Source organism: Megamonas funiformis (assembly GCF_010669225.1).
Classification (GTDB): Bacteria; Bacillota; Negativicutes; order Selenomonadales; family Selenomonadaceae; genus Megamonas; species Megamonas funiformis.
On sequence record NZ_CP048627.1, the window covers coordinates 86,247 to 110,677 of the forward strand.

Sequence of the window (24,431 nt, forward strand, 5' to 3'; positions counted from 1 at the left end):
CATAAGTATTTTTTCATAGAGAATATATATATAAATATGATATGATTAAAATAAAAAAGGAGGTTACATATTGAATACTAAAAAAAGTAAATTGAGCCAGTACGTGAAGAAATATATTTATATTTTTATTGGTTCGATAATCACAGCAATAGGGTTAGAAATATTTTTAATTCCTAATAATATAATTGATGGTGGCGTAGTAGGTGTTTCTATTATGCTTAGTGCTATAACAGGACTTCCTTTCGGTGCATTTTTAATTTTGATAAACTTACCTTTTTTATATTTAGGATATAAACATATAGGTAAAGCTTTTGCTATAGCGACTACTTTTGCTGTAATATCATTGTCATTTTGGTCTAGTGTATTTTTACCTGTATTGCCGGTAACTAATGATTATTTTTTGGCAGCAGTTTTTGGCGGTATTATTACGGGAACAGGTGTAGGTCTTATAATTCGCAATGGTGGCTCTTTAGATGGAACGGAAATTGTGGCGATTTTGACAGATAAGAAAACAGTTTTTTCTGTTGGCGAAATTGTCATGTTTATAAATCTATTTATTTTAAGTAGTGCAAGTTTAGTTTTTGGCTGGGATAAAGCTATGTATTCATTAGTAGCTTATTTTGTTATCGCTAAAATGATTGATGTGGTTTTAAAAGGTTTAGAGGAAACTTATTCTGTAATGATAGTTACTTCACAACATACGGATATTTTAAATCGTTTGATGTTGGAAATGGATAAAGGTGTAACTGTGCTTCATGGAGAAGGTGGTTATACGAAAGAAAAACGAAAAATTTTATATTGTGTAGTAACTAGATTAGAGATAGATAAATTAAAAAATATGGTTTTAGATATAGATGAAGGTGCATTTGTAACTATTAATCCTGTTAGTGATATTGTAGGTGGAAGATTGAGAGTAAAGAAAAATCATTAAATAATATATTAAATGTATAATTACATAAATAATTTGTAACTTTTTAAAATGCTTGACGATATAATAACTAGCGAACTATAATACAAGGTATAAGAAAACTTTATATAATTTAATAAAATAATAAAAATAATATATAAAAATATAGCTACAAATTATGTGTTTTTTGCATTTACATATATTATGAAAATCCAATTAGGGAATAAATAATATTCTTATTATTTTATATAAATATTGGGTCTAATATGATATTTTTCATTCATACCTTAGTCAGGAAAAATGAGTGGGTCTAGTATTTAATTTATTTAGGAGGGGTACTGTGGAAAAGTATAATTCTATTTGGGACATGTACCAAAAAAAAGGAATGAGTCGTCGTTCCTTCATCAAAGCTTGTACAGCAATGGCTGCTATGCTTGGCATAGCTCCAAGTATGTTATCTGAAGTTGTAGAAGCAGCAGAAAAAAGATTACCAGTTGTGGTATGGCTTCATGGTCATGAATGTACAGGCTGTAGTGAAGCCTTCATTCGTTCTGGAGCACCAATGGCATCTGACGTAGTGTTAAATATGATTGCTTTAGAGTATGACGATACTTTAGCAGCTGCCAGCGGACAACCATTTGAAGAACATCTTCAAGAAATTATTAAAGCATATGATGGTCAATATATTTTGGCTGTAGAAGGAGCAGTACCTGCTCTTGCAGATTCTGGCTATTGTATGGTAGGTGGTCATGCTTTCATTAATCAGTTAAAAGAAGCAGCAGCTCATTGTGCTGCAATTATTAACTATGGTTCTTGCTCTGCATGGGGCGGTATTCAAGCTGCTAGACCAAATCCTACACAATCTACTGGCGTACCTAATATTATTGGTGATAAACCTATTATCAATGTACCAGGTTGCCCACCAATTCCAGAAGTAATGACTGGTGTTATCGCTCATTATGCTATGTTTGGTAAATTACCACCTGTAGATAATGAAGGACGTCCAAAACAATTCTTTGGTAATCGTTTGCATGATACTTGCTATCGTCGTCCATTCTTTGATGCTGGTCTTTTTGCTGAAGATTTCAATGATAAAGGTGCTAAAGCAGGTTGGTGTTTATATAAATTAGGTTGCCGTGGACCTGAAACTTATAGCTCTTGTGGTAACCTTCGTTGGTGGAATGGTTTATCTTATCCTGTACAATCTGGGGCAAGTTGTATCGGTTGTACAAACAAAAACTTCTGGGATGAAGATCCATTATATGAACGTATACCAGATGTTCCAGGTATTAGTAGCCTAGGTCTTGGTAATATTGATACAGTTGGTGGTATTGCACTTGGTGCTATGGCTGTCGGTATCGCAGGACATGCAGCTACATCTGCTATTCAGAAAAAGAAAAGAGATGCAGCTGAAGCTAAAAAAAGCTCTGAAAGAAAGGACGGTTGATAAATAATGGCACATATAGTAGTAGACCCAATAACACGTATTGAAGGACATTTACGTGTAGAAATTGAAGTGGAAGGCAATAAAGTAACAGATGCTATTTCTAGCGGAACAGCTTGGAGAGGTCTTGAAGTAATTGCTAAAAATCGTGACCCTCGCGATTTATGGGCATATATTCAACGTATTTGTGGCGTATGTACTAGTTCTCATTCTTTGGGCTGTGTTCGTGCAGTAGAAGATGCACTCGGCATTAAAATTCCTAAAAATGCAAACTATATCCGTAATATAATGGCAGCAACACTTACTGTTCATGACCATTTAGTACATTTTTATCATTTACATGCATTAGATTGGGTTAGCCCACTTGAAGCATTAAAAGCAGACCCAACAGCAACTGCTAATTTACAAAATGCAGTGCTTGCAAATTATAAATTACCATTTAATGGTCCAATGGAATATGATTTTTCTGCATATCCAAAAGATTTCCCAAAAGCAACACCAGCATATTTCCAAGCAATTAAAGATAAAGTTCAAGCTTTAGTTAGCGGTGGACAGCTTGGTATTTTTGCTGCAAACTGGTGGGATCATCCAGATTATCAAATTCTTCCTCCAGAAGTACATTTAATGGCTATCGCTCATTATTTAAATATGCTCGATAAACAACGTGAAGTAGTTATTCCTCATGTTATTTTTGGTGGTAAAAATCCACATCCTCATTATGTTGTTGGTGGTATGCCATGCGCTATTTCCATGGACGAAATGAATGCTCCTGTTAATAGCCAGCGTTTAGCTGCTGTAGATACTTCCATCAATTTAAGCATGGATTTAGTAAATAATTTCTATTTACCTGACTTATTAGCTATTGGTCATATTTATGCTCAGAAAGGTTTAATCACTGGCGGTGCTGGTCTTGCTAAAGAACGTGTATTAGGATTTGGCTCCTTCCCAGAAGAACCATTTGCAGGTACAGCTAATGGTGGAGATTGGTTCAATCAAATCATGATTCACTGCAATGCTGTAGTTGAAAACTTCGGTGCTGGCGTTATGAACGCAAAAGTTACTGAAGTTACAGCTGATGACTTAAAAGATCCAGAAGTATTAACAGAAACTACAACTCATGCATGGTATAAAGATGGCGATGCTCTTCATCCATGGGATGGTAAATCTGAAGCTGAATACACTGGTGATAAAAACGGTAATAAGAGCCATTGGGAACAGCTTAATGAAAAAGGCAAATATTCCTGGATTAAAACACCATTATGGCGTGGCAAAATGGCAGAAGTTGGACCTCTTGCTCGTTATATTATTATTTATACAAAAGTTAAACAAAATCTTCTCCAACCAAATTGGGCAGAAAAGATGATGGTAGATCAAGTAGATGCTATTTCTAAATTATTAAATGTAGCACCAGAAGTATGGTTACCATCTACACTTGGACGTACAATTACTCGTGGTTTAGATGCACAGCTTAATGCTTGCATGAATAAATATTTCTTCGGAAAACTCATTAAAAATATTGCTAATGGTGATACAGATACAGCTAATACTACTAAATGGGATCCATCTACATGGCCAACTGAAGAAGTAAAAGGTGTAGGTCTTTATGAAGCTCCTCGTGGTGCACTTAGCCATTGGGTTGCAATTAAAGATAAGAAATGTAGCAATTATCAAGCAGTAGTACCAACTACATGGAATGCTTGCCCTCGTGATGAAGTGGCAGGTCAAGGTGCTTTTGAACGCGCTATGATGGATACTGCTGTTAAAATTCCAGAAAAACCATTAGAAATTGTCAAAGCTATACGTTCTTTTGACCCATGTATAGCTTGTGCTACTCACTTATATGATGCGAAGGGAAGAACAATAAGTACAGTTAATACTGACCCTTATATTAGGGGTGGTTTAAATGGCTAAGTTAGTTCATCCAAAGGGACAATTAAAGAAATATTATATTTTTAGTCCATTTTTAAGAATATTTCATTGGATTATGGTTTGGTGTATTGCTGGATTATTTATTACAGGATTGTTGATTATGGACCCTATTTCTGGTGGCCCAGGTCATGAACCAACTTTTGCAGATTGGCGTTTATCTGTAGATTTAATCCGTAATATTCACTTCTTATTAGGCTTTATTTTTACAGCTTCATTTACTTTGCGTATTTATGGCTGGATTATCAATCGTGGTGACCGTTTGTTACCTAAATTCTGGACTACTAAATACATGGAAGAAACTGTAGAAGTAGCACTTCACTACAGCCTATTAAAATATTCTCATAAACCATATTTACGTAATCCTTTGGCTCGTGGCTCATATTTAGCATTATATGTTATGGTTTTAGTAGAAATCGTAACAGGTTTTGCTATGTACTATATGCCTAACTCCACAGGTGTACCAGCTTCTATTTTTGGTTGGTCAATTGGTATGTATGGTGAAATGATTTTCCATTGGGTTCATCATTATTTTGCTTGGTTCATTATGTTCTTTGCTATGGGTCATGTATATATGGTATTCAGAGCAGATTTAATGGAACGTGAAGGTGAAGCTGCTAGTATGTTCTCTGGTACAAAAACTTTAGCACATATTCCATCTGATATTGATGACCTCAAAGATAAAAAAGGACATGTTGCAGAAGATTAAGGAGATGTAATTTTCATGTGTCTTACTTGTGGTTGCCTTTTTGGTGGAAAAGGTAATAAATTAAGATTTAAAGTTGAAGGATATACAAAGGAAAATGCTAAAGAACTTAAAGAAAGTTTATTAGGATTACCTGGAGTATATAACGTTCATATTCATGCGCATAACGGTGAAACAACGATTAATTATAATCCTGCTAAAACACCGCTAACACAGTTGACTGCTGAGTTTACTCAGCGTGGGTTAACTGCTCTGTTATAAGGAGATAAAACAGTCGGGTTTTTACCCGACTGTTTTATTATTTTAGATTATGCATGAAATGGCATTAGCAGAAGGCATTTTAGATATTGTGCTTTCTTATGCAGATAAAAATGAAGCGAAAAAAGTAACAGAAATTTCTGTTTTAGTTGGCGAAATGACAGGTGTTGTAGATGAGTCTTTAGAGTTTTGTTTTACTTCTATAGCTAAAGACACGAAAGCTGAAGGAGCAAAATTGATTTTAAAGAGAATACCACTTGTAGCAAGATGTTTAGAATGTGGTAAGGAAACTAAGATAGAAAGATACAACTTTACTTGTCCTCATTGTGGTTCTTTGCGCATGGAAACTATATCGGGACGAGAGCTTCGAGTAGAATCATTGGAGGCGGATTGAATGGATATTCCTGTAATGCAAGATATTCTTGGCAGAAATGATGAAATTGCTGGCAAGAATAAATCTTTATTTGATAAACATGGTATTTTAGTTATTAATTTATTGGGTTCTCCTGGTTCAGGTAAAACAACTTTATTAGAACGAACTATTGCTCATCTAAAAGATGATTTACGCTTAGCTGTAATTGAAGGTGATTTATTTACCGATAAAGATGCTGATAGAATAGCACAGCATAATGTGCCAGTAATTCAGATTAATACAAATGGCGGTTGTCATTTAGATGCGCCAATGGTAGAAGAAGTACTTGGCGATTTAGACCTTGATAAATTAGATGTTGTAATCATCGAAAATGTGGGTAATCTCGTTTGTCCAGCAGAATTTGTCGTTGGTGAAGATATGAAGGTTACTGTTTTAAGTATTACTGAAGGCGATGATAAACCATTAAAATATCCAATTATTTTCAAAGAGTCTAAAGTTGCTATTTTAAACAAAGTTGATATTTTACCATTTACTAATTTTGATATGGAAGCTGCTAAACATGATTTAAAATGTATTCATCCACAGCTTGAAATCATGGAAACTGCTGCTTCTAAAGATGTAGGTGTAGATAAATGGTGTGATTTTATCCGCAGTGAATTTAAGAAAAAACAAGAACAGTTAAAATTAGGAGAATAATTATGGCAGATATTTCAGTTGTAGGTATTGGCAATATCATCATGCAAGATGAAGGTTTTGGTGTTAGATGTGCAGAATATTTGCAGAAAATCACTGACTATCCTGATTTTGTACAAATTATTGATGGTGGTACTTTAGGTATGGATTTAATGCCATATATTGCAGGTACTAAAAAATTATTATTGATTGATGCAATGAACATTGATGCGCCTGTAGGTAGTTTTCATAGTTTTACAGGTGATGAATTAAATGCATATTTTAAAGATAAAATATCTGTACATGATTTAGGCGTTAATGATATGTTAGCTGTTTTGAAATTGACAGATAATCCTATTGAAGAAGTCGTTGTAATGGGTGTAAAACCAGAGGTTGTTTCTATGGGATTGGATATGACAGAAAAAATAGCTGAAAAAGTACCAGAAGTAGCTCAAAAGGCTAAGGAGCTAGTTGATAAATGGGTAGCAGAGTATCAGAAATAAAAAGATATCAGATACGTGTAGAAGGTATTGTACAAGGTGTAGGTTTTAGACCGTTTATATATGGTTTAGCTATACAGTCTTGTTATAGCGGTTATGTATTAAATGATGTAGAAGGCGTTTTGCTGGAAATTCAGGGACGAGATATAGATATAGAAAATTTTTGTCAATGTATAAAAACAAAAGCGCCTAAAGCATCATATATAACAAATATCAGCTATCATGAGATTGATGTAATTTGTGATGATAAAGAGTTTATAATTCAAAAAAGCCCACAAGGTTTGACGAAAGAAACTTTGATTTCTCCAGATTTAGCTATTTGTGAAGATTGTAAACGAGAAATAAAAGATAAAAACAATAGAAGATATCAATATGCTTTTACGAACTGTACAAATTGTGGGCCACGTTTTTCCATAGTGCAAGACATTCCTTATGACCGCCAAAATACTACGATGAAAGTATTCCCTATGTGTAAAAATTGCGAAGATGAATATACTAATCCATTAGATAGACGATTTCATGCTCAACCAAATGCTTGTGATATTTGTGGACCACAGTATAAATTAGTAGCTGATAAAGTATATATAGCTAATGAAAGTATAAAAAAAGCACATGAATTAATCAAAAAAGGTGCTATTGTCGCAGTAAAGGGGATAGGCGGATATCATTTAGTCTGTGATGCTTTTAATGAAGAAGCTGTAGCAAATTTGCGACAGCGAAAAATTCGCGAGGATAAACCTTTTGCAGTGATGGCTACTAATCTTGATATAGTAAAAAAAATCTGTGAAGTGAACGATAAAGAAGAAGAATTATTGACTTCTATGCAAGCACCGATTGTCTTATTGCATAAAGCAAAAGCTTATAACTTAGCATCAAAGGTAGCACCTCATAATGCTTATTTAGGTGTGATGATAGCATATGCACCAATTCATTATTTATTATTAAATGATGATGATGTATTTGTAATGACAAGTGCTAATTTAAGTGATGAGCCAATTGTTTATCAAGATGAAGAAGCTAAATCACATTTATCAACAATAGCGGATTATATACTTTCACATAATAGAATTATTCAAACGCGTGTAGATGATTCTGTAGTGCGAGTGTTTAATAATAGACAGATGTTAATACGCAGAAGTAGAGGATATGCTCCTTCTCCAGTATTATTAAAAGGCGATTTGATAAGTGATATTCCTGTATTAGCCTGTGGGCCAGAATTAAAAAATACTTTTTGTATGACGAAAGGGCAAAAGGCTTTTTTGAGTCAGCATATAGGTGATTTAGAAAATATGGCAGTCAATAACGCTTATAAAAATAGTATTGATTTATTTAAGCGTCTATTTACTATTGAACCAAAACTTATTGCTTGTGATATGCACCCAGAGTATTTTTCGACAAAATTTGCCAAAAGCTATGCTCAAGATAATGATTTACCATTAGTACAGGTACAACATCATCATGCACATATTGCCTCAGTCATGGCAGAGCATGATTTGAAAGGTGATGTAATCGGTATTAGCCTAGATGGTACAGGTTTTGGCGATGATGGTTGTATTTGGGGCGGAGAATTTTTTATAGCCAATTTATCTGGATATGAACGCAGAGGACATTTTCAATATATGCCATTGCCATCTGGAGCCAAAGCGGTAAAAGAACCATGGCGATTAGGTTTATGGATAGCGTATAATCTTTATGGTGAAGATATTAAGGACAAATATCCTGAATTATTAAAGGTGAATTGGCAATTATTGATAAAAGCTACACAAAAAGGATTTAATGCTCCACTTACTTCTAGTGCTGGCAGAATTTTTGATACTGTAGCTAGTTTGCTAGGTATTTGTTATCAGATAAATTATGAAGGACAAGCAGCTATTGAATTGGAAAAAATAGCTTATGATAGCGATGGTGAAGTTTTGCCATTTACGATAAATAAAGAATTAGGTCAATATATCATAGATTTTATGCCTATGTATCAGCTTTTATATGATTTAAAACAGAAATATTCTGTAGCATATATAGCGAAATCTTTCCATTTGACTATGGCAAAAGCTATTTGTGAAATGATAGATTTATTGGGTAAGGAAAGTAATTTAAATAAAGTAGTATTAAGTGGAGGTGTATGTCAAAATATCACTTTGTTGGATTTAATCTACAAAGAATTACAAGATAGATATGATATTTACATCAATGAGAAAGTACCGTCTAATGATGGTGGTATAGCTTTAGGTCAAATGGCAGTGGCTTTGACTCGTTATTTACAAGAAAATGATATTGAAATAGTGAAATAGATAGGAAGGGTTTTTATGTGTTTAGCGGTACCTGCAAAAGTTATTGAAAAAAAAGACATGGTGGCGACTGTAGAAGTAGAAGGTATTCGCCGTGATATTAGCTTGATGTTATTACCAGAGGCTAATGAAGGAGATTATATTTTGATGCATGCTGGTTTTGCCATTCAAGTAATTGATGAAGAAGAAGCGAAAATCACTACTGAATTATTGAAAGAGGTGCTTGGAACTAATGAGCCAGCAAGTGAACGAAACGAAACAGATAGCAGCATTCTTGCTTAAAGAAATAGATAGATTAATAGATAGACCAGTGCGTATTATGGAAGTATGTGGTACACATACAGTATCTATTTTCCGTGCAGGAATTCGCCAATTATTGCCAGAAAAAGTAGAGCTAGTAAGTGGTCCAGGTTGCCCTGTATGCGTTACACCAAATGATTATTTAGATACGGCGATTGCATATGCTCGTCAAGAAGATGTTATTATCACTACTTTTGGCGATATGTTAAAGGTGCCAGGTACATCATCTAGTTTAAATCAGGTAAAAGCAGAAGGTAGCGATATAAGAATTATTTACTCTCCTATGGATAGTTTGCAAATAGCAAAAGATAATCCTGATAAAAAAGTTATTTTTCTTGCTGTTGGTTTTGAAACAACTTCTCCTACAGCAGCAGCTACAATACTTGCAGCAAAACAGCAAAATATAAAAAACTTTTTTGTATTAACAGCACATAAATTGACTCCGCCAGCAATTGAAGCATTGCTTTGTGATGAAAAAATAAAAATAGATGGCTTTTTACTTCCTGGTCATGTTTGTGTAATCACAGGTGAAGAGCCTTTTACATTTATTGCAGAAAAATATCATTTGCCAGCAGTTGTAGCAGGTTTTGAGCCACTTGATATTTTGCAGGCTATTTATATGATTGCAAAACAAATTCATGCAAAAGATTTTAAAATCGAAAATCAATATAAGCGTGTGGTAAAAACATTAGGTAATATGCAAGCGCAAAAAATCATGGATTTAGTATATAAAAAAGCACCTGCTAATTGGCGTGGCTTGGGTGTAATCGAAAATTCAGGATTGGACTTAACAGATGCTTTCAGTGAATTTGATGCTTTGAAGATGATACCAGTGAATAAGGAAATATCCAAAGAACCTGCTGGTTGTCGTTGTGGTGAAGTGCTTCGTGGTTTAGTAAAACCTACAGATTGCCCTCTTTTTGGCAAGGTATGTACACCAAATCATGCAGTAGGTTCATGTATGGTTTCTGTTGAAGGAACTTGTGCTGCTTGGTATAAATATGGCTCGAGAGTATTTCATTTTGAATAAGTTTAAAAATTTTGGTGGTGATAATATTGGCAGGTAATTTTGGTGCAAATGACGTAATTACTATGGCACATGGCAGTGGTGGTCAAGCAGGTCATGAGCTTATGGAAAAAATTTTATTGCCAGCATTTGATAATCCTATATTAAGGGAAATGCACGATGGTGCTAAATTAGATTTAAGTACAAATAAAATAGCATTTACTACAGACTCATATGTAGTAAAACCTTTGTTTTTTGCTGGCGGTAATATTGGGAAATTGGCTGTTTGTGGTACGGTAAATGATTTGGCTATGACAGGAGCAATTGCTAAATATATTTCTGTGGGCATGATAATTGAGGAAGGTTTTCCGTTAAAAGATTTACAGGAAATAGTAAATACTATGCGCAAAGCTGCTGATGAAGCTGGAGTTTATATCGTTACAGGTGATACTAAAGTAGTGAATAAAGGCTGTGCTGATGGTATTTTTATCAATACTGCTGGTGTGGGAGAACGCATAGAAGGTGTGGAAATATCTCCATTGAAAGCGAAAGCAGGTCAAAATATAATTGTCAGTGGCTATTTGGGAGACCATTCAGCAACAATTATGGCATCTCGTCATAATTTAGAATTGCCAAGCGTGATAAAAACAGATTGTGCACCGCTTAATCATATGGTGAAGGAAATGCTCACAGTAGCGCCAAATATCGCTGTACTTCGTGATCCAACTCGTGGTGGTGTAGCAGCTGTTTTAAATGAAATAGCACAGCAAGCTCAAGTGGGAATTTTATTAGAAGAAGATAGTATTCCAGTGCGTGAAGAAGTACAAGGTTTTTGCGATATTTTAGGATTTGACCCACTTTATTTGGCAAATGAAGGTAAATTAGTAGCTTTTGTAGACCAAGAAGATACAGAAAATGTATTAGCTACAATGCATAAATTTGAATATGGTAAAAATGCTAGAGTGATTGGCAAAGTCATTGATAAAGCTATTGGCGAGGTTGGACTTCGCACAGCTATAGGTGGTATACGTATTGTAGATATGCCACAAGGTGAACAAATTCCACGTATTTGTTAATTTTTATCATAAAAATATTATTTATGGTTGACAAAAGGCTTATTGGCTTTTATAATATTATAAGTCAATAAGATATAGGGGTATCGCCAAGTTGGTAAGGCACGGGTTTCTGAATCCCGCATGCGTTGGTTCGAGTCCAGCTACCCCTGCCATTTGAAAGTTTACGTCGCTATTATAGCGACGTTTTTTTGTATCTAAATTTAAATAAAATAAAAGCAGTGATGTAACTAGTATTACCTAGTTTATATCACTGCTTTTTTTATGAAAAATTTTATTTATTTTCTTTTAGATGTTCAAAGTATTTTTTAGTTTCAAGAGAAATCACACCAGAAAGAGCGATGATAGCAATTAAGTTTGGAATAGCCATCAAGCCATTTACGATATCGGCTAAAATCCAAATTGCTTCGAGTTTTAAGAAGGCACCAGAAGCAACTAAGCAGATGAAGATGATGCGATAAGGTAAGATACCTTTAATGCCGAATAAATATTGGCAAGCACGTTCACCGTAATAATTCCAGCCTAAGATTGTAGTGAAAGCAAATAAAGCTAAAGAAACTGTAAGGAAAATACCACCCATAAAACCATAATCCATGCTAAATGCTGTATTAGTCATAGCAGCACCAGAAAGGTCTCCAGACCAAACACCAGTTAAAACTAAAGTCAAACCAGTCATACTACAGATAATGATAGTATCAATGAAAGTACCAGTCATAGAGATTAAACCTTGTTCAGCAGGCCAATGTGTTTTTGCGGCAGCAGCTGCGATTGGTGCAGAACCAAGACCGGATTCGTTGGAGAATACACCACGTGCGATACCATTTTTCATAGCCATCATGATTGTTGAACCAGCAAAACCACCAACAGCAGCATGACCATTGAAAGCACTATCAATAATGAGTGCAACAGCAGCAGGAACATCTGAGATATGAAGTAAAATAATACCTAAGCAAGTTACGAAGTATAAAACAGCCATAAAAGGAACAATAGCTGAAGCTGCACGAGCAATACTTTTTAAACCACCTAAAGTAATACCAGCAACTAATAAAGTAAGAATAATATCAGTTATGTAAACTGGAACGCCAAAAGTCAAAGAAACACTATCAACAATAGCATTTACTTGAGCAAATGTACCAATACCAAAGAATGCAACTAAAATACAAAAAACAGCAAAGATAACAGCTAAAGGTTTATATTTTTTACCCATACCGAGTTCGATATAGTACATAGGTCCACCAGCAACTTGACCAATTTCGTCTTTAGAACGATATTTTATAGCGAGTAAACCTTCGGCATATTTTGTAGCCATACCAAAAAATGCTGCAACCCACATCCAAAAAATAGCACCAGGACCACCGACTTCAACAGCAGTAGCAACACCGACGATATTACCAGTACCTACAGTAGCAGATAAAGCAAGACAAAGTGCTTTGAAACTACTGATATCGCCATCGCCTTTATTTTTAGCACTCAAGATGAGTTTCATAGCTAAAGGCAATTTAGCAACTTGTAATAATTTTAAACGCAGTGTCAAATAAATACCTGTACCAACCAATAAGATGATTAAAGGTGGTCCCCAAAGGAAGCTATCAATAGCGGAAATAATAGAAAAAAAGTCCATGAAAAAAGTCCTCCTCTTAGATAAATACATTTGTTTAGTATAGTGATACAAAAATATTTTCTATCATAGCATAAAAAAAGACAAATGTCACTGTAAAAAACACAAAAATACATTTTTATTTGAAAAAATAGCAAAAATAATTATAAAAATCCACTTACAATAGCAAGAAAGTAAAAATTTTTGACTTAATGTATATATTTTTCCTATGCTTATTTACTTTTTAAATGCTATATTGATATGTGAACTTTTAAGTAGAATTTCAAGCAAAAGAAAATCAAGGAAAATCTGAACGAAAAAAGAGATTAATTGCTTAGAAGGCTTATAAATGGTACAATATTAAAGAGAATAGGAGGAACGACATGGCTAATTTGGAAGAAAATATAAATAATGAAATAGATATTAAACATGATGAACCTGTAAAGATTCATTTAGATGAAGAAAGTGCAGAAGTAACTGCTGTAGAAGGCGATTATGGTGCAAATCAAATCCAGATTTTGGAAGGCTTAGAAGCAGTACGTAAACGCCCAGGTATGTATATTGGTAGTACATCAGCTCGTGGATTACATCATTTAGTATATGAAGTTGTAGATAACAGTATTGATGAAGCTTTAGCAGGATATTGTACTCATATAGAAGTAACAATTCATAAAGATAATAGTATTACAGTAACAGATAACGGTCGTGGTATTCCTGTAGATATGCACGAAAGTGGAAAACCAGCAGTAGAAGTAGTTCTTACTGTACTTCATGCTGGTGGTAAATTTGGTGGTTCTGGATACAAAGTATCCGGTGGTTTACATGGTGTAGGTGTATCTGTAGTTAATGCACTTAGCACAAATATGGAAGTAAAAGTAAAACGTGATGGCAAAATTCACGAAATTACTTTTGAAAAAGGTGTAACTAAAGAACCATTAAAAGTAGTAGGTCAAACTGATGAAACAGGTACATTAGTTCATTTTGTACCAGATGCAGAAATTTTTGATGAAACTGTTTATGATTATGATACTTTAAGACATCGTTTACGTGAATTATCCTTCTTAAATAGAGGTATTACTATTATTTTGACTGATGAACGTCCTGAAGAAGTTCGTCAAGAAACTTTCTATTTTGAAGGCGGTATTAGTTCCTTTGTAGAACATTTAAATCGTAATAAAGAAGTAATCAATCCAGAGCCTGTATATTTCAATGGCACAAAAGATACTACTGTTGTAGAAATTGCACTTCAGTATAATACAAGCTATAGTGAAAATATTTATAGCTTTGTTAACAATATCAATACTGAAGAAGGCGGTACTCATTTAGCTGGTTTTAAAAGTGCGTTGACTCGTGCTGCTAATGATTTTGCACGCAGACAAGGTATTATCAAAAATAACGAAGATAACTTAGTGGGTGAAGATATTCGCGAAGGTTTAACTTGTGTAATTAGCATTAAACTTCGTGAACCACAGTTTGAAGGACAGACAAAAACAAAATTAGGTAATTCTGAAGTTCGTGGAATTGTAGATTCTATTGTTAGTGAAGGCTTATCTGAATACTTTGAAGAAAATCCTGTCATTTCTAAAAAAATCATTGAAAAATCCATCATGGCATCTCGTGCTAGAGAAGCTGCGCGTAAAGCTCGTGAATTAACTAGACGTAAAAATGCCTTAGAAGTTAGCTCTCTTCCTGGTAAATTAGCTGATTGCTCTGTAAAAGACCCAGAACAAGCAGAAATTTATCTTGTCGAAGGTGATAGTGCGGGTGGTAGTGCAAAACAAGGTCGTGACCGTCGTTTCCAAGCTATATTGCCACTTCGTGGGAAAATTTTAAATGTAGAAAAAGCACGTTTAGATAAAATCCTTAACAATGAAGAAATTCGCACTATGATTACTGCATTTGGTAGTGGTATTGGTTCTGAATTTGATATTACAAAACGTCGTTATGGAAAAATCATCATTATGACAGATGCCGATGTCGATGGTGCTCATATTCGTACATTGTTATTGACTTTCTTCTATCGTTATATGAGACCATTAATTGAAAATGGTCATGTATATATTGCGCAACCACCACTTTATCAGATAAGAAAAGGTCGTAGCCATTGGTATACTTATAGCGATGAAGAATTAGCGCAAAAATTAGATGAAATCGGCAGAGATGGTATCACTGTACAGCGTTATAAAGGTTTAGGGGAAATGAACCCAGAACAGTTGTGGGAAACAACTATGGACCCTGAAAAACGTACAGTATTGCAAGTACATCTTCGTGAAGCGGAAGAAGCAGATTCTATTTTTACTATCTTGATGGGTGATAAAGTAGAACCTCGTCGTCGTTTTATTGAAGAACATGCAAATCTAGTTAGAAATCTCGATTTATAAAAATAAAAAGACTTACTACTTAAATTGAACTGCACCCCAAAAGTTGGACAAAAAACAACTTTTGGAGGTGCAGTTTTTTTATGACTAAATACTCAAATGAATTTAAAGTTAAAGCAATTAAAATGGTTTTAAAAGGAAATTCTATTTCTCATGTAGCTAAAATTCTAAACATGCCAGATATAGCTCCTCTTTGCAGATGGATATCTCATTATGAACATGGTGGTATTCCACAACTTCTTCATAAAAATCTTAAATATACTCCTATCTTTAAGCAAAAAGTTATTGAATATAAATGGCTACATCATTTATCATTAAATCAAACAGCAGCCAAATTTTCCATTCCTAATACTGGTACAATTTCTACATGGGAAAAGTTGTATCATTCTTATGGCTTTTCTGGCTTACTTGCTAAGAAACGAGGTAGACCATCTATGAAAAAATCTAAATCTAAATACAAAGTTAACAAACCTAAAAAAGAACTTTCTTATGTTGAAAAATTGGAACAAGAAGTTTATCAATTAAGGATGGAAAATGACCTATTAAAAAAGTGGCATGCCTTAATGAAGCAATGGGAAAAGGAAGGAAGACACTAGTTTTAGTAATTGCTAAATTAAGGAAAAAATATACTCTAAAAGCCCTATTAAACTATACAAAATTAGCTAAAAGCACATATTATGATGCATTAAAAAAATTATCTAGAGAAGATAAATATAAAGGATTAAAAACATTAATTCATAATATTTGTAATAAAAATCATGGAAGATATGGATATAGAAGAGTAACTATGCAGCTGCATAAACAGGGAATAAAAATCAATCATAAAGTAGTTATGAGATTGATGAAAGAAGAAAATTTAACATGCAAAGTAAGAGCAAAGAAATACAAATCGTATAGAGGGCAAGAAGGAAAAATAGCTAAAAATATATTAAATAGAAATTTCAAAGCAGAAAAACCAAACGAAAAATGGGCAACAGATGTAACAGAATTTGCATTATGTAATGAAAAAATATACTTATCACCAATAATAGATTTATATAACGGAGAAATAATAAGTTATAAAATATCGAAAAGACCAGTACTAAAGCAAGTATTAGATATGGTAGAAGATGCAACAAGAAAGATAAAAGAAACGAAAGGGATAATTCTACATTCAGACCAAGGATGGCAATATCAAAATAAGAGGTATCAGAAGTTATTAAAAGAAAAAGGCATTATCCAAAGCATGAGCCGAAAAGGCAATTGCTTAGATAATGCCGTAATAGAAAATTTCTTTGGTTTGCTAAAAAGCGAATTATTCTATTTAAAAAAATTCAAATCCGTTGAAGATTTTATAAAAGAGTTAAAATCTTATATAAAATATTATAATACAAAACGGATAAAGATAAAACTAAAAGGACTTAGTCCTGTAGAATACAGAACTAAGTCTCAATTAGTGGCTTAATTAATATGTCCAATATTTTGGGTGCATATCAAATTGGTAGTAAGTCTTTTTTTGTTAGTTGAAGTCATGAAAGGACATGGAAATATATCCTAAATGAAAAATGATAGTTAATATTAAAATGATATTTAAAGTGCAAATAAAGAAATTCAATTTTCTGTTAGGTATTAGTTGAGATAAAGCATTTTTAAATTGATTTATTAGCCAACAATTACAAGCAAAGAATAATATAAAAAGAGGATGGGATTTAAAAGAATATAAAGCACTTAATAATAGACAAGATAAAGTAATGAAGTTAATACTATAAATCATTACATTGATAAAAGTAATTAATCTATTTTTAGTTATATCCTCCGTCAAATTATCTAATAGAATTTAATTTATTTACAATACTATTACCATTTTCTCCATATTCAACAACCATTATTGCTTGATTACCCATATAAATTGTATTTCCACTTAAATAAGCTTCAGGTGGATTTTTAGGATGATTATGATAAACTGCTGCCAAATTACCAGCAATTAGATATGCTCTTTCTTGACTGCTCATATCATTTGCAGGGATAGGTGTTATAAAATCATGACGATTTACACTAATTGTGCCAGTTTTACTATCAACCTTTACTTTATTATTACTATAGTCAGTGAGTTTATCAGAATAATTATCACGGCGTGATTGATGACTTGGATGGTCAGAAGGTGAGAATAATTCACCTACGAAATTAGTTTTGGACTCGCCCATTTTATCGATAAAACGTTGCCAAGTAGCAGCACCAGCACCGATATTATAACCAGCGCTTGTTGCATAATTAAAAGCAATATCGTCAGCATCTTGTTCTTGAACTTTAGTTATACCTTTAGCAATCATATTATTTTGCAGGACATTTGCACCAATTATAGATATAATATTAGGATTTTGAGAAGCATAAAGATTAGTCAATAATTGTACAGAAAAACTTTTCTTGGCAGAGCTTTGAACATGTTCTTCTTCACCATGAGCTAATTCATGAGCAATAACAATGGCAAGTTCATCTTCATTATTATTGAGCAATTTAAACATACCAGTATTTACACTTAAATTATGCCCTACAGTGCAAAAGGCATTATATTCTTCACTTGGATTAATGAAATAATTATAAGGTTTATCTTTAATAGAAGGGTCCGTTAAGGAGATGGCATAAGTCAAACGATTCATGATATTGTCTAATAAAGTATTGTAATAAGGGTCAGTATTTTCTCCCAATTCACTTTTCATTTGATTAAAATACTCATGACGACCATCACTATCTAGATAATTGAGCTGTTTTTCTAATTGCTGATATTGAATACCAGTGATAGCCACAGCGCCAATAGCATTGCCCCAGTTGAAGGCATATGCAGATTGATTAGGTAATATAGTATAAGAAACTGAAAAACCTAAAGATAAAGCAATACCTGTTGATAATAGTTTTTTGTATGTTTTTCTTAACATAAATAGCCCTTCTTTCTCTCTATATATATAGTATATTTTTATTATAATCTATATATATCTACAAGAGAAATTAAAATTATATTAATTTTTTATAAAAAATATAAAAAAGGTGTTGACATTTAGGTTGAGTTTAATATATAATAATCAACGTTGTCGATGAGCAACAAACAAAATAAAGAGTTTTGAAAACAACAAAACAAACGAAATAAAAAAGTTTGAAAAAAGTTGTTGACAAAACAAAAAACGTAAGATATAATATTTAAAGTCAGCTCGAGAGAGCAAGACAAAAGATGTTCTTTGAAAACTAAACAATGCACAATATGTTTTCTAACATAAACGAATGTGCGGTATCTGCTTTTTATAGCAGATTACCTAATAAATTCTTTTTAAACAGATAATTAAGAGCCAATCGGTTCTTCGAAAAATAATTTTTTTTGGAGAGTTTGATCCTGGCTCAGGACGAACGCTGGCGGCGTGCTTAACACATGCAAGTCGAACGGGGTGTTTATTTCGGTAAACACCAAGTGGCGAACGGGTGAGTAACGCGTAAGCAATCTACCTTCAAGATGGGGACAACACTTCGAAAGGGGTGCTAATACCGAATGAATGTAAGAGTATCGCATGAGACACTTACTAAAGGAGGCCTCTGAAAATGCTTCCGCTTGAAGATGAGCTTGCGTCTGATTAGCTAGTTGGTGAGGGTAAAGGCCCACCAAGGCGACGATCAGTAGCCGGTCTGAGAGGATGAACGGCCACATTGGGACTGAGACACGGCCCAGACTCCTACGGGAGGCAGCAGTGGGGAATCTTCCGCAATGGGCGAAAGCCTGACGGAGCAACGCCGCGTGAACGATGAAGGTCTTAGGATCGTAAAGTTCTGTTGTTAGGGACGAAGGATAAGGATTATAATACAGTCTTTGTTTGACGGTACCTAACGAGGAAGCCACGGCTAACTACGTGCCAGCAGCCGCGGTAATACGTAGGCGGCAAGCGTTGTCCGGAATTATTGGGCGTAAAGGGAGCGCAGGCGGGAAACTAAGCGGATCTTAAAAGTGCGGGGCTCAACCCCGTGATGGGGTCCGAACTGGTTTTCTTGAGTGCAGGAGAGGAAAGCGGAATTCCCAGTGTAGCGGTGAAATGCGTAGATATTGGGAAGAACACCAGTGGCGAAGGCGGCTTTCTGGACTGTAACTGACGCTGAGGCTCGAAAGCTAGGGTAGCGAACGGGATTAGATACCCCGGTAGTCCTAGCCGTAAACGATGGATACTAGGTGTGGGAGGTATCGACTCCTTCCGTGCCGGAGTTAACGCAATAAGTATCCCGCCTGGGGAGTACGGCCGCAAGGTTGAAACTCAAAGGAATTGACGGGGGCCCGCACAAGCGGTGGAGTATGTGGTTTAATTCGACGCAACGCGAAGAACCTTACCAAGACTTGACATTGATTGAAAGACTTAGAGATAAGTTCCTTCTCTTCGGAGAACAAGAAAACAGGTGGTGCATGGCTGTCGTCAGCTCGTGTCGTGAGATGTTGGGTTAAGTCCCGCAACGAGCGCAACCCCTATACTATGTTGCCAGCATTTCGGATGGGAACTCATAGTAGACTGCCGCGGACAACGCGGAGGAAGGCGGGGATGACGTCAAGTCATCATGCCCCTTACGTCTTGGGCTACACACGTACTACAATGGGATGAACAGAGGGAAGCGAAATCGCGAGGTGGAGCGGATCCCTAAAAGCATCTCTCAGTTCGGATTGTAGGCTGAAACTCGCCTACATGAAGTCGGAATCGCTAGTAATCGCAGGTCAGCATACTGCGGTGAATACGTTCCCGGGCCTTGTACACACCGCCCGTCACACCACGAAAGTCATTCACACCCGAAGCCGGCTAAGGGCCTATGGTACCGACCGTCTAAGGTGGGGGCGATGATTGGGGTGAAGTCGTAACAAGGTAGCCGTATCGGAAGGTGCGGCTGGATCACCTCCTTTCTAAGGAGCATGCGTTACCGAGGTAACGGCATGTGTCGAGCACATTCGAGCATTGTTTGGTTTTGAGAGAATATCTCTCTATATATGGGGGTGTAGCTCAGTTGGGAGAGCACCTGCCTTGCAAGCAGGGGGTCAGGAGTTCGAATCTCCTCATCTCCACCATATATGGGCCTATAGCTCAGCTGGTTAGAGCGCACGCCTGATAAGCGTGAGGTCACTAGTTCAAGTCTAGTTAGGCCCACCATTATTGATCTTTGAAAACTGCACAGAAGAAGAAATGCAAAAAAACAAATTCACCATATAAGTAGGCTGTTAATGATTTATCATTTACAGATACTATAGTTAGAACAAAAGTTCTAACCTCATTAAAAGAATTAGCTTCTCTTATGAGTTTAAAGTGGATTGAACCAAGCATTTTAGGATTTAAACAAATTACATTAGCGAAGACAAACGCAAATGACCTTAAGTAAGTTAAGTGAACAAGGGCATACGGCGGATGCCTTGGCGCCAAGAGCCGATGAAGGACGCGGTAAGCTGCGAAAAGGCATGGGTAGGAGCAAGCATCCAGTGATCCATGCATATCCGAATGGGGCAACCCACCATCAGTCATGTGATGGTACGAAAGAGGCAGACCTGGGGAACTGAAACATCTAAGTACCCAGAGGAAAAGTAATCAATTGAGATTCCCTAAGTAGCGGCGAGCGAAAGGGGAAGAGCCCAAACCATGAAACTTCGGTTTTGTGGGGTTGAGGACCGGCAAAAAGAGGAAACTTCTTAGTCGAATGGTTTGGAAAGGCCATGCACAGAAGGTAAAACACCTGTAGGCGAAAAGAAGTCAATCGGGCTGGTATCCAGAGTACTGCGAGACACGTGAAACCTTGCAGGAAGCAGGGGGGACCACCCTCCAAGGCAAAATACTACTTGGCGACCGATAGCGCATAGTACCGTGAGGGAAAGGTGAAAAGAACCCCGGGAGGGGAGTGAAATAGAACCTGAAACCGTATGTCTACAAGCAGTCGAAGCACCTTAAGAGTGCGACGGCGTGCCTATTGAAGAATGAACCGGCGAGTTACATTATGTTGCGAGGTTAAGTGGGAGACACGGAGCCGAAGCGAAAGCGAGTCTTAATAGGGCGACTAGTAACATGGTGTAGACCCGAAACCGCAGTGATCTATCCATGGTCAGGTTGAAGCGCAGGTAAAAATGCGTGGAGGACCGAACCCGTGAGTGTTGAAAAACTTTGGGATGAACCGTGGATAGGGGTGAAATGCCAATCGAACGCGGAGATAGCTGGTACTCCCCGAAATAGCTTTAGGGCTAGCCTCAGGGAAGATTATAGACGGTAGAGCACTGATCTGGCAAGGGGGCGTAAAGCCTACCGACCCTAGTCAAACTTCGAATGGCTATAATTAAGACCCTGGGAGTCAGACTGCGAGTGATAAGACCCGTAGTCAAGAGGGAAACAGCCCAGACCGCCGACTAAGGTCCCCAATGCTGTACTAAGTGGAAAAGGATGTAAGACTTCATAAACAACCAGGATGTTGGCTTAGAAGCAGCCACCATTAAAAGAGTGCGTAATAGCTCACTGGTCGAGAGGCCTTGCGCCGAAGATGTCCGGGGCTCAAGTACAGAACCGAAGTCGCGGCAGGATTATATAATTCTGGGTAGGGGAGCGTTGTATATCCGACTGAAGGTGTACCGGAAGGAGCGCTGGAGGATATACAAGAGAGAATGCCGGTATGAGTAGCGAAAAGAACAGTGAGAATCTGTTCCACCGAAAGCCTAAGGTTTCCTGAGCAACGCTCGTCGACTCAGGGTAAGTCGGGACCTAAGCCGAGGCAAAAAGCATAGGCGATGGACAACAGGTTAATATTCCTGTACCGCTTCAAATCGTTTGAGCAATGGAGTGACACAGAAGGTAGCTTGAGCACGCGAATGGATGTGCGTGTCGAAGGTGGTAGGTTGCAGTATAGGTAAATCCGTACTGTATAAGACCGAGAACTGATAGATAGACGATACTTCGGTAAAGTCAAATTCAAGTGAGCCATGCTGTCGAGAAAAGCTTCTAGTGAGAGATGAGGCGCCCGTACCGAAACCGACACAGGTAGGCGGGGAGAGAATCCTAAGGTGCGCGGGACAACCCTCGTTAAGGAACTCGGCAAATTGTATCCGTAACTTAGGGATAAGGATAGCCGGAGGATGTGAAGGGATTTACTTCTGGAGCGTCAGCCGGTGGCACAAGAGAGGCCCAAGCGACTGTTTAGCACAAACACAGGTGCCTGCAAAAGAGAAATCTGACGTATAGGTGCTGACACCTGCCCGGTGCTGGAAGGTTAAGAGGAGGGCTTAGAGGAAACTCGAAGGCTTGAATTGAAGCCCCAGTAAACGGCGGCCGTAACTATAACGGTCCTAAGGTAGCGAAATTCCTTGTCGGGTAAGTTCCGACCCGCACGAAAGGTGTAACGACTTGGGCACTGTCTCAACGAGGGACCCGGTGAAATTGAAGTACCTGTGAAGATGCAGGTTACCCGCGACTGGACAGAAAGACCCCATGGAGCTTTACTGCAACCTGACATTGATGTTCGGTAAATAACGTACAGGATAGGTGGGAGACGGAGAAGTATTGGCGTTAGCTGATATGGAGTCAACCTTGGGATACCACCCTTTATTTATTGGACCTCTAACTGAAGAAGTAACGACTCTCAGGACAGTATCAGGCGGGCAGTTTGACTGGGGCGGTCGCCTCCCAAAATGTAACGGAGGCGCCCAAAGGTTCCCTCAGCGCGAACGGAAACCGCGCAAAGAGTGTAAAGGCAGAAGGGAGCTTGACTGCGAGTCAGACACGACGAGCAGGTACGAAAGTAGGGCTTAGTGATCCGGTGGTTCCGAGTGGAAGGGCCATCGCTCAACGGATAAAAGCTACCCTGGGGATAACAGGCTAATCTCTCCCAAGAGTCCATATCGACGGGGAGGTTTGGCACCTCGATGTCGGCTCATCACATCCTGGGGCTGGAGCAGGTCCCAAGGGTTGGGCTGTTCGCCCATTAAAGTGGTACGTGAGCTGGGTTCAGAACGTCGTGAGACAGTTCGGTCCATATCCATCGCGGGCGTAAGAGACTTGAAGGGGGCTGCTCCTAGTACGAGAGGACCGGAGTGGACGGACCAATGGTGTACCAATTATCCCGCCAGGGGTACAGTTGGGTAGCTACGTCCGGAAAAGATAAACGCTGAAAGCATCTAAGCGTGAAACTTGCCTTAAGATGAGGTCTCCCGAAGCGAAAGCTTGAAAGACACCTTGAAGATGACGAGGTTGATAGGCCAGGAGTAGAAGTTCAGTAATGAATGTAGCGTACTGGTACTAATATGTCGAGAGCTTAACTTAAAAAAGAAATGACTTGGAGCAAAGTAATCTTCTGAGTGGTTTTGAAAGATTAATATCTTTCAAAAAAGAAAAAAGAGAATATCTGGTGACGATGCCTAAATGGTTCCACCTGTACCCATACCGAACACAGTAGTTAAGCATTTAGAGGCCGAAAGTACTTGCATGGAGACGTGCTGGGAGGATAGGAAGTTGCCAGTTAAGAAAAAGCACTGAAATATTTCAGTGCTTTTTTCTTTATATTTAAGATTTATATATGATATTATAAAAGTATAGAAACATTTTATTAAATGATGTTTTTATACTTTTTTTATTTTATAAATAAAGGGAGTTGCTATTTATGAAAAATAATCAAAAATTACTCCATACAAAGCTAATTATTTGTGACTATTGTATGGAGTAATAAAGTCACAATATATTGGCTTTGTTTCTTGATATATTATCAAGGGGGAGCCATAATGAAATATATTAATGCAAATGTGATATTACCAGAAAAAGTAATAGAAGAAATACAAAAATATATTCAAGGTAAATATATTTATATTCCTATAAAAAAAGAAAATTATAAATCTTGGGGAGCAATTTCTGGAATAAAACAAGAATATAAAAATAGAAATAAAAAAATAAAAAATGATTATAAGCAAGGTATTTCTATAGAAAATTTAGCGCAAAAATATTATTTATCTGTAGATACAATTAGAAAAATTTTATATACAAAATAAAAATAGAA

Annotated in this window: 17 protein-coding genes, 3 tRNA genes and 3 rRNA genes; 21 read left to right on the forward strand and 2 right to left on the reverse strand. The window is 36.5% G+C overall.

Annotated features, from left to right (window positions below):
* Nucleotides 1–70 precede the first annotated feature (70 nt).
* From GXM21_RS00380 to GXM21_RS00440, 13 genes are all read left to right on the forward strand, one after another.
* Nucleotides 71–931: a YitT family protein gene (locus tag GXM21_RS00380; protein WP_008539133.1), complete on the forward strand. Its 861-nt coding sequence runs from the start codon at nt 71–73 to the stop codon at nt 929–931.
* Between the two features lie 316 nt (nt 932–1,247).
* Nucleotides 1,248–2,354: a hydrogenase small subunit gene (locus GXM21_RS00385; protein ID WP_008539132.1), complete on the forward strand. Its 1,107-nt coding sequence runs from the start codon at nt 1,248–1,250 to the stop codon at nt 2,352–2,354.
* A 6-nt stretch (nt 2,355–2,360) separates the two neighbouring features.
* Nucleotides 2,361–4,262, forward strand: coding sequence for a nickel-dependent hydrogenase large subunit (locus GXM21_RS00390; RefSeq protein ID WP_008539131.1), 1,902 nt, complete (start codon nt 2,361–2,363; stop codon nt 4,260–4,262).
* Nucleotides 4,255–4,986: a Ni/Fe-hydrogenase, b-type cytochrome subunit gene (gene cybH, locus GXM21_RS00395; protein ID WP_008539130.1), complete on the forward strand. Its 732-nt coding sequence runs from the start codon at nt 4,255–4,257 to the stop codon at nt 4,984–4,986. Before GXM21_RS00390 ends, cybH begins: the two co-directional genes overlap by 8 nt.
* Before the next feature lie 15 nt (nt 4,987–5,001).
* Nucleotides 5,002–5,244: a cation transporter gene (locus GXM21_RS00400; protein WP_008539128.1), complete on the forward strand. Its 243-nt coding sequence runs from the start codon at nt 5,002–5,004 to the stop codon at nt 5,242–5,244.
* Nucleotides 5,245–5,293: 49 nt separating this feature from the next.
* The gene (gene hypA / locus GXM21_RS00405) at nt 5,294–5,635 is read left to right on the forward strand and encodes a hydrogenase maturation nickel metallochaperone HypA (protein ID WP_008539125.1); all 342 of its coding nucleotides are present in this window, start codon (nt 5,294–5,296) and stop codon (nt 5,633–5,635) included.
* On the forward strand, nt 5,636–6,310 hold the full coding sequence (gene hypB / locus GXM21_RS00410) for a hydrogenase nickel incorporation protein HypB (protein WP_008539124.1): 675 nt from the start codon (nt 5,636–5,638) through the stop codon (nt 6,308–6,310).
* Nucleotides 6,311–6,312: 2 nt separating this feature from the next.
* Complete coding sequence (locus tag GXM21_RS00415) at nt 6,313–6,789, forward strand: hydrogenase maturation protease (RefSeq protein WP_008539123.1); 477 nt, start codon at nt 6,313–6,315, stop codon at nt 6,787–6,789.
* Nucleotides 6,765–9,074: a carbamoyltransferase HypF gene (hypF, locus tag GXM21_RS00420; protein ID WP_008539122.1), complete on the forward strand. Its 2,310-nt coding sequence runs from the start codon at nt 6,765–6,767 to the stop codon at nt 9,072–9,074. Before GXM21_RS00415 ends, hypF begins: the two co-directional genes overlap by 25 nt.
* 15 nt (nt 9,075–9,089) lie before the next feature.
* Nucleotides 9,090–9,353: a HypC/HybG/HupF family hydrogenase formation chaperone gene (locus GXM21_RS00425; protein ID WP_008539121.1), complete on the forward strand. Its 264-nt coding sequence runs from the start codon at nt 9,090–9,092 to the stop codon at nt 9,351–9,353.
* The gene (hypD, locus tag GXM21_RS00430; RefSeq protein WP_008539120.1) at nt 9,304–10,401 is read left to right on the forward strand and encodes a hydrogenase formation protein HypD; all 1,098 of its coding nucleotides are present in this window, start codon (nt 9,304–9,306) and stop codon (nt 10,399–10,401) included. The genes GXM21_RS00425 and hypD overlap by 50 nt, the downstream gene beginning before the upstream one ends.
* Nucleotides 10,402–10,463: 62 nt before the next feature.
* The gene (gene hypE / locus GXM21_RS00435) at nt 10,464–11,453 is read left to right on the forward strand and encodes a hydrogenase expression/formation protein HypE (protein WP_039881468.1); all 990 of its coding nucleotides are present in this window, start codon (nt 10,464–10,466) and stop codon (nt 11,451–11,453) included.
* A gap of 76 nt (nt 11,454–11,529) precedes the next feature.
* Nucleotides 11,530–11,605: transfer RNA gene (locus tag GXM21_RS00440), tRNA-Gln, on the forward strand.
* A 119-nt stretch (nt 11,606–11,724) separates the two neighbouring features.
* On the opposite strand, the gene GXM21_RS00445 is transcribed toward GXM21_RS00440, so the two are convergent.
* The gene (locus GXM21_RS00445) at nt 11,725–13,071 is read right to left on the reverse strand and encodes an alanine/glycine:cation symporter family protein (RefSeq protein ID WP_008539118.1); all 1,347 of its coding nucleotides are present in this window, start codon (nt 13,069–13,071) and stop codon (nt 11,725–11,727) included.
* A gap of 359 nt (nt 13,072–13,430) precedes the next feature.
* Here GXM21_RS00445 and gyrB point away from each other — a divergent pair, with 359 nt between their 5' ends.
* Both gyrB and GXM21_RS00460 read left to right on the forward strand, forming a co-directional pair.
* Nucleotides 13,431–15,428 carry a DNA topoisomerase (ATP-hydrolyzing) subunit B gene (gene gyrB, locus GXM21_RS00450; RefSeq protein WP_008539117.1) on the forward strand — a complete coding sequence of 666 codons (1,998 nt, stop codon included), beginning with the start codon at nt 13,431–13,433 and terminating at the stop codon, nt 15,426–15,428.
* 80 nt (nt 15,429–15,508) lie between these two features.
* Nucleotides 15,509–16,869, forward strand: a protein-coding gene (locus GXM21_RS00460; protein WP_421648063.1) for an IS3 family transposase whose coding sequence is annotated in 2 segments (ribosomal slippage) — nt 15,509–16,009 and nt 16,012–16,869 — 1,359 coding nt in all. Because the reading frame shifts where the segments join, the coding sequence is not laid out codon by codon here.
* A 358-nt stretch (nt 16,870–17,227) separates the two neighbouring features.
* Here the strand turns inward: GXM21_RS00460 and GXM21_RS00465 are convergent.
* A complete protein-coding gene (locus tag GXM21_RS00465) occupies nt 17,228–18,337 on the reverse strand; it encodes a M48 family metallopeptidase (protein WP_008539112.1) in 1,110 nt (369 codons plus the stop codon).
* Between the two features lie 431 nt (nt 18,338–18,768).
* On the opposite strand from GXM21_RS00465, the gene GXM21_RS00470 reads away from it, so the two are divergent.
* The 6 genes from GXM21_RS00470 to GXM21_RS00495 all read left to right on the forward strand — a co-directional run bounded on the left by GXM21_RS00470 (nt 18,769) and on the right by GXM21_RS00495 (nt 24,423).
* Nucleotides 18,769–20,322: ribosomal RNA gene (locus GXM21_RS00470) — 16S ribosomal RNA — on the forward strand.
* Nucleotides 20,323–20,408: 86 nt separating this feature from the next.
* Nucleotides 20,409–20,484, forward strand: a tRNA-Ala gene (locus GXM21_RS00475).
* Between the two features lie 5 nt (nt 20,485–20,489).
* Nucleotides 20,490–20,566, forward strand: a tRNA-Ile gene (locus tag GXM21_RS00480).
* A gap of 225 nt (nt 20,567–20,791) precedes the next feature.
* A 23S ribosomal RNA gene (locus tag GXM21_RS00485) occupies nt 20,792–23,704 on the forward strand.
* 81 nt (nt 23,705–23,785) lie between these two features.
* Nucleotides 23,786–23,902 (forward strand): 5S ribosomal RNA (gene rrf / locus GXM21_RS00490).
* Together the 16S, 23S and 5S rRNA genes with 2 tRNA genes alongside form the textbook arrangement of a ribosomal RNA operon.
* A gap of 257 nt (nt 23,903–24,159) precedes the next feature.
* Nucleotides 24,160–24,423: a CD3324 family protein gene (locus tag GXM21_RS00495; RefSeq protein ID WP_008540257.1), complete on the forward strand. Its 264-nt coding sequence runs from the start codon at nt 24,160–24,162 to the stop codon at nt 24,421–24,423.
* Nucleotides 24,424–24,431 lie beyond the last annotated feature (8 nt).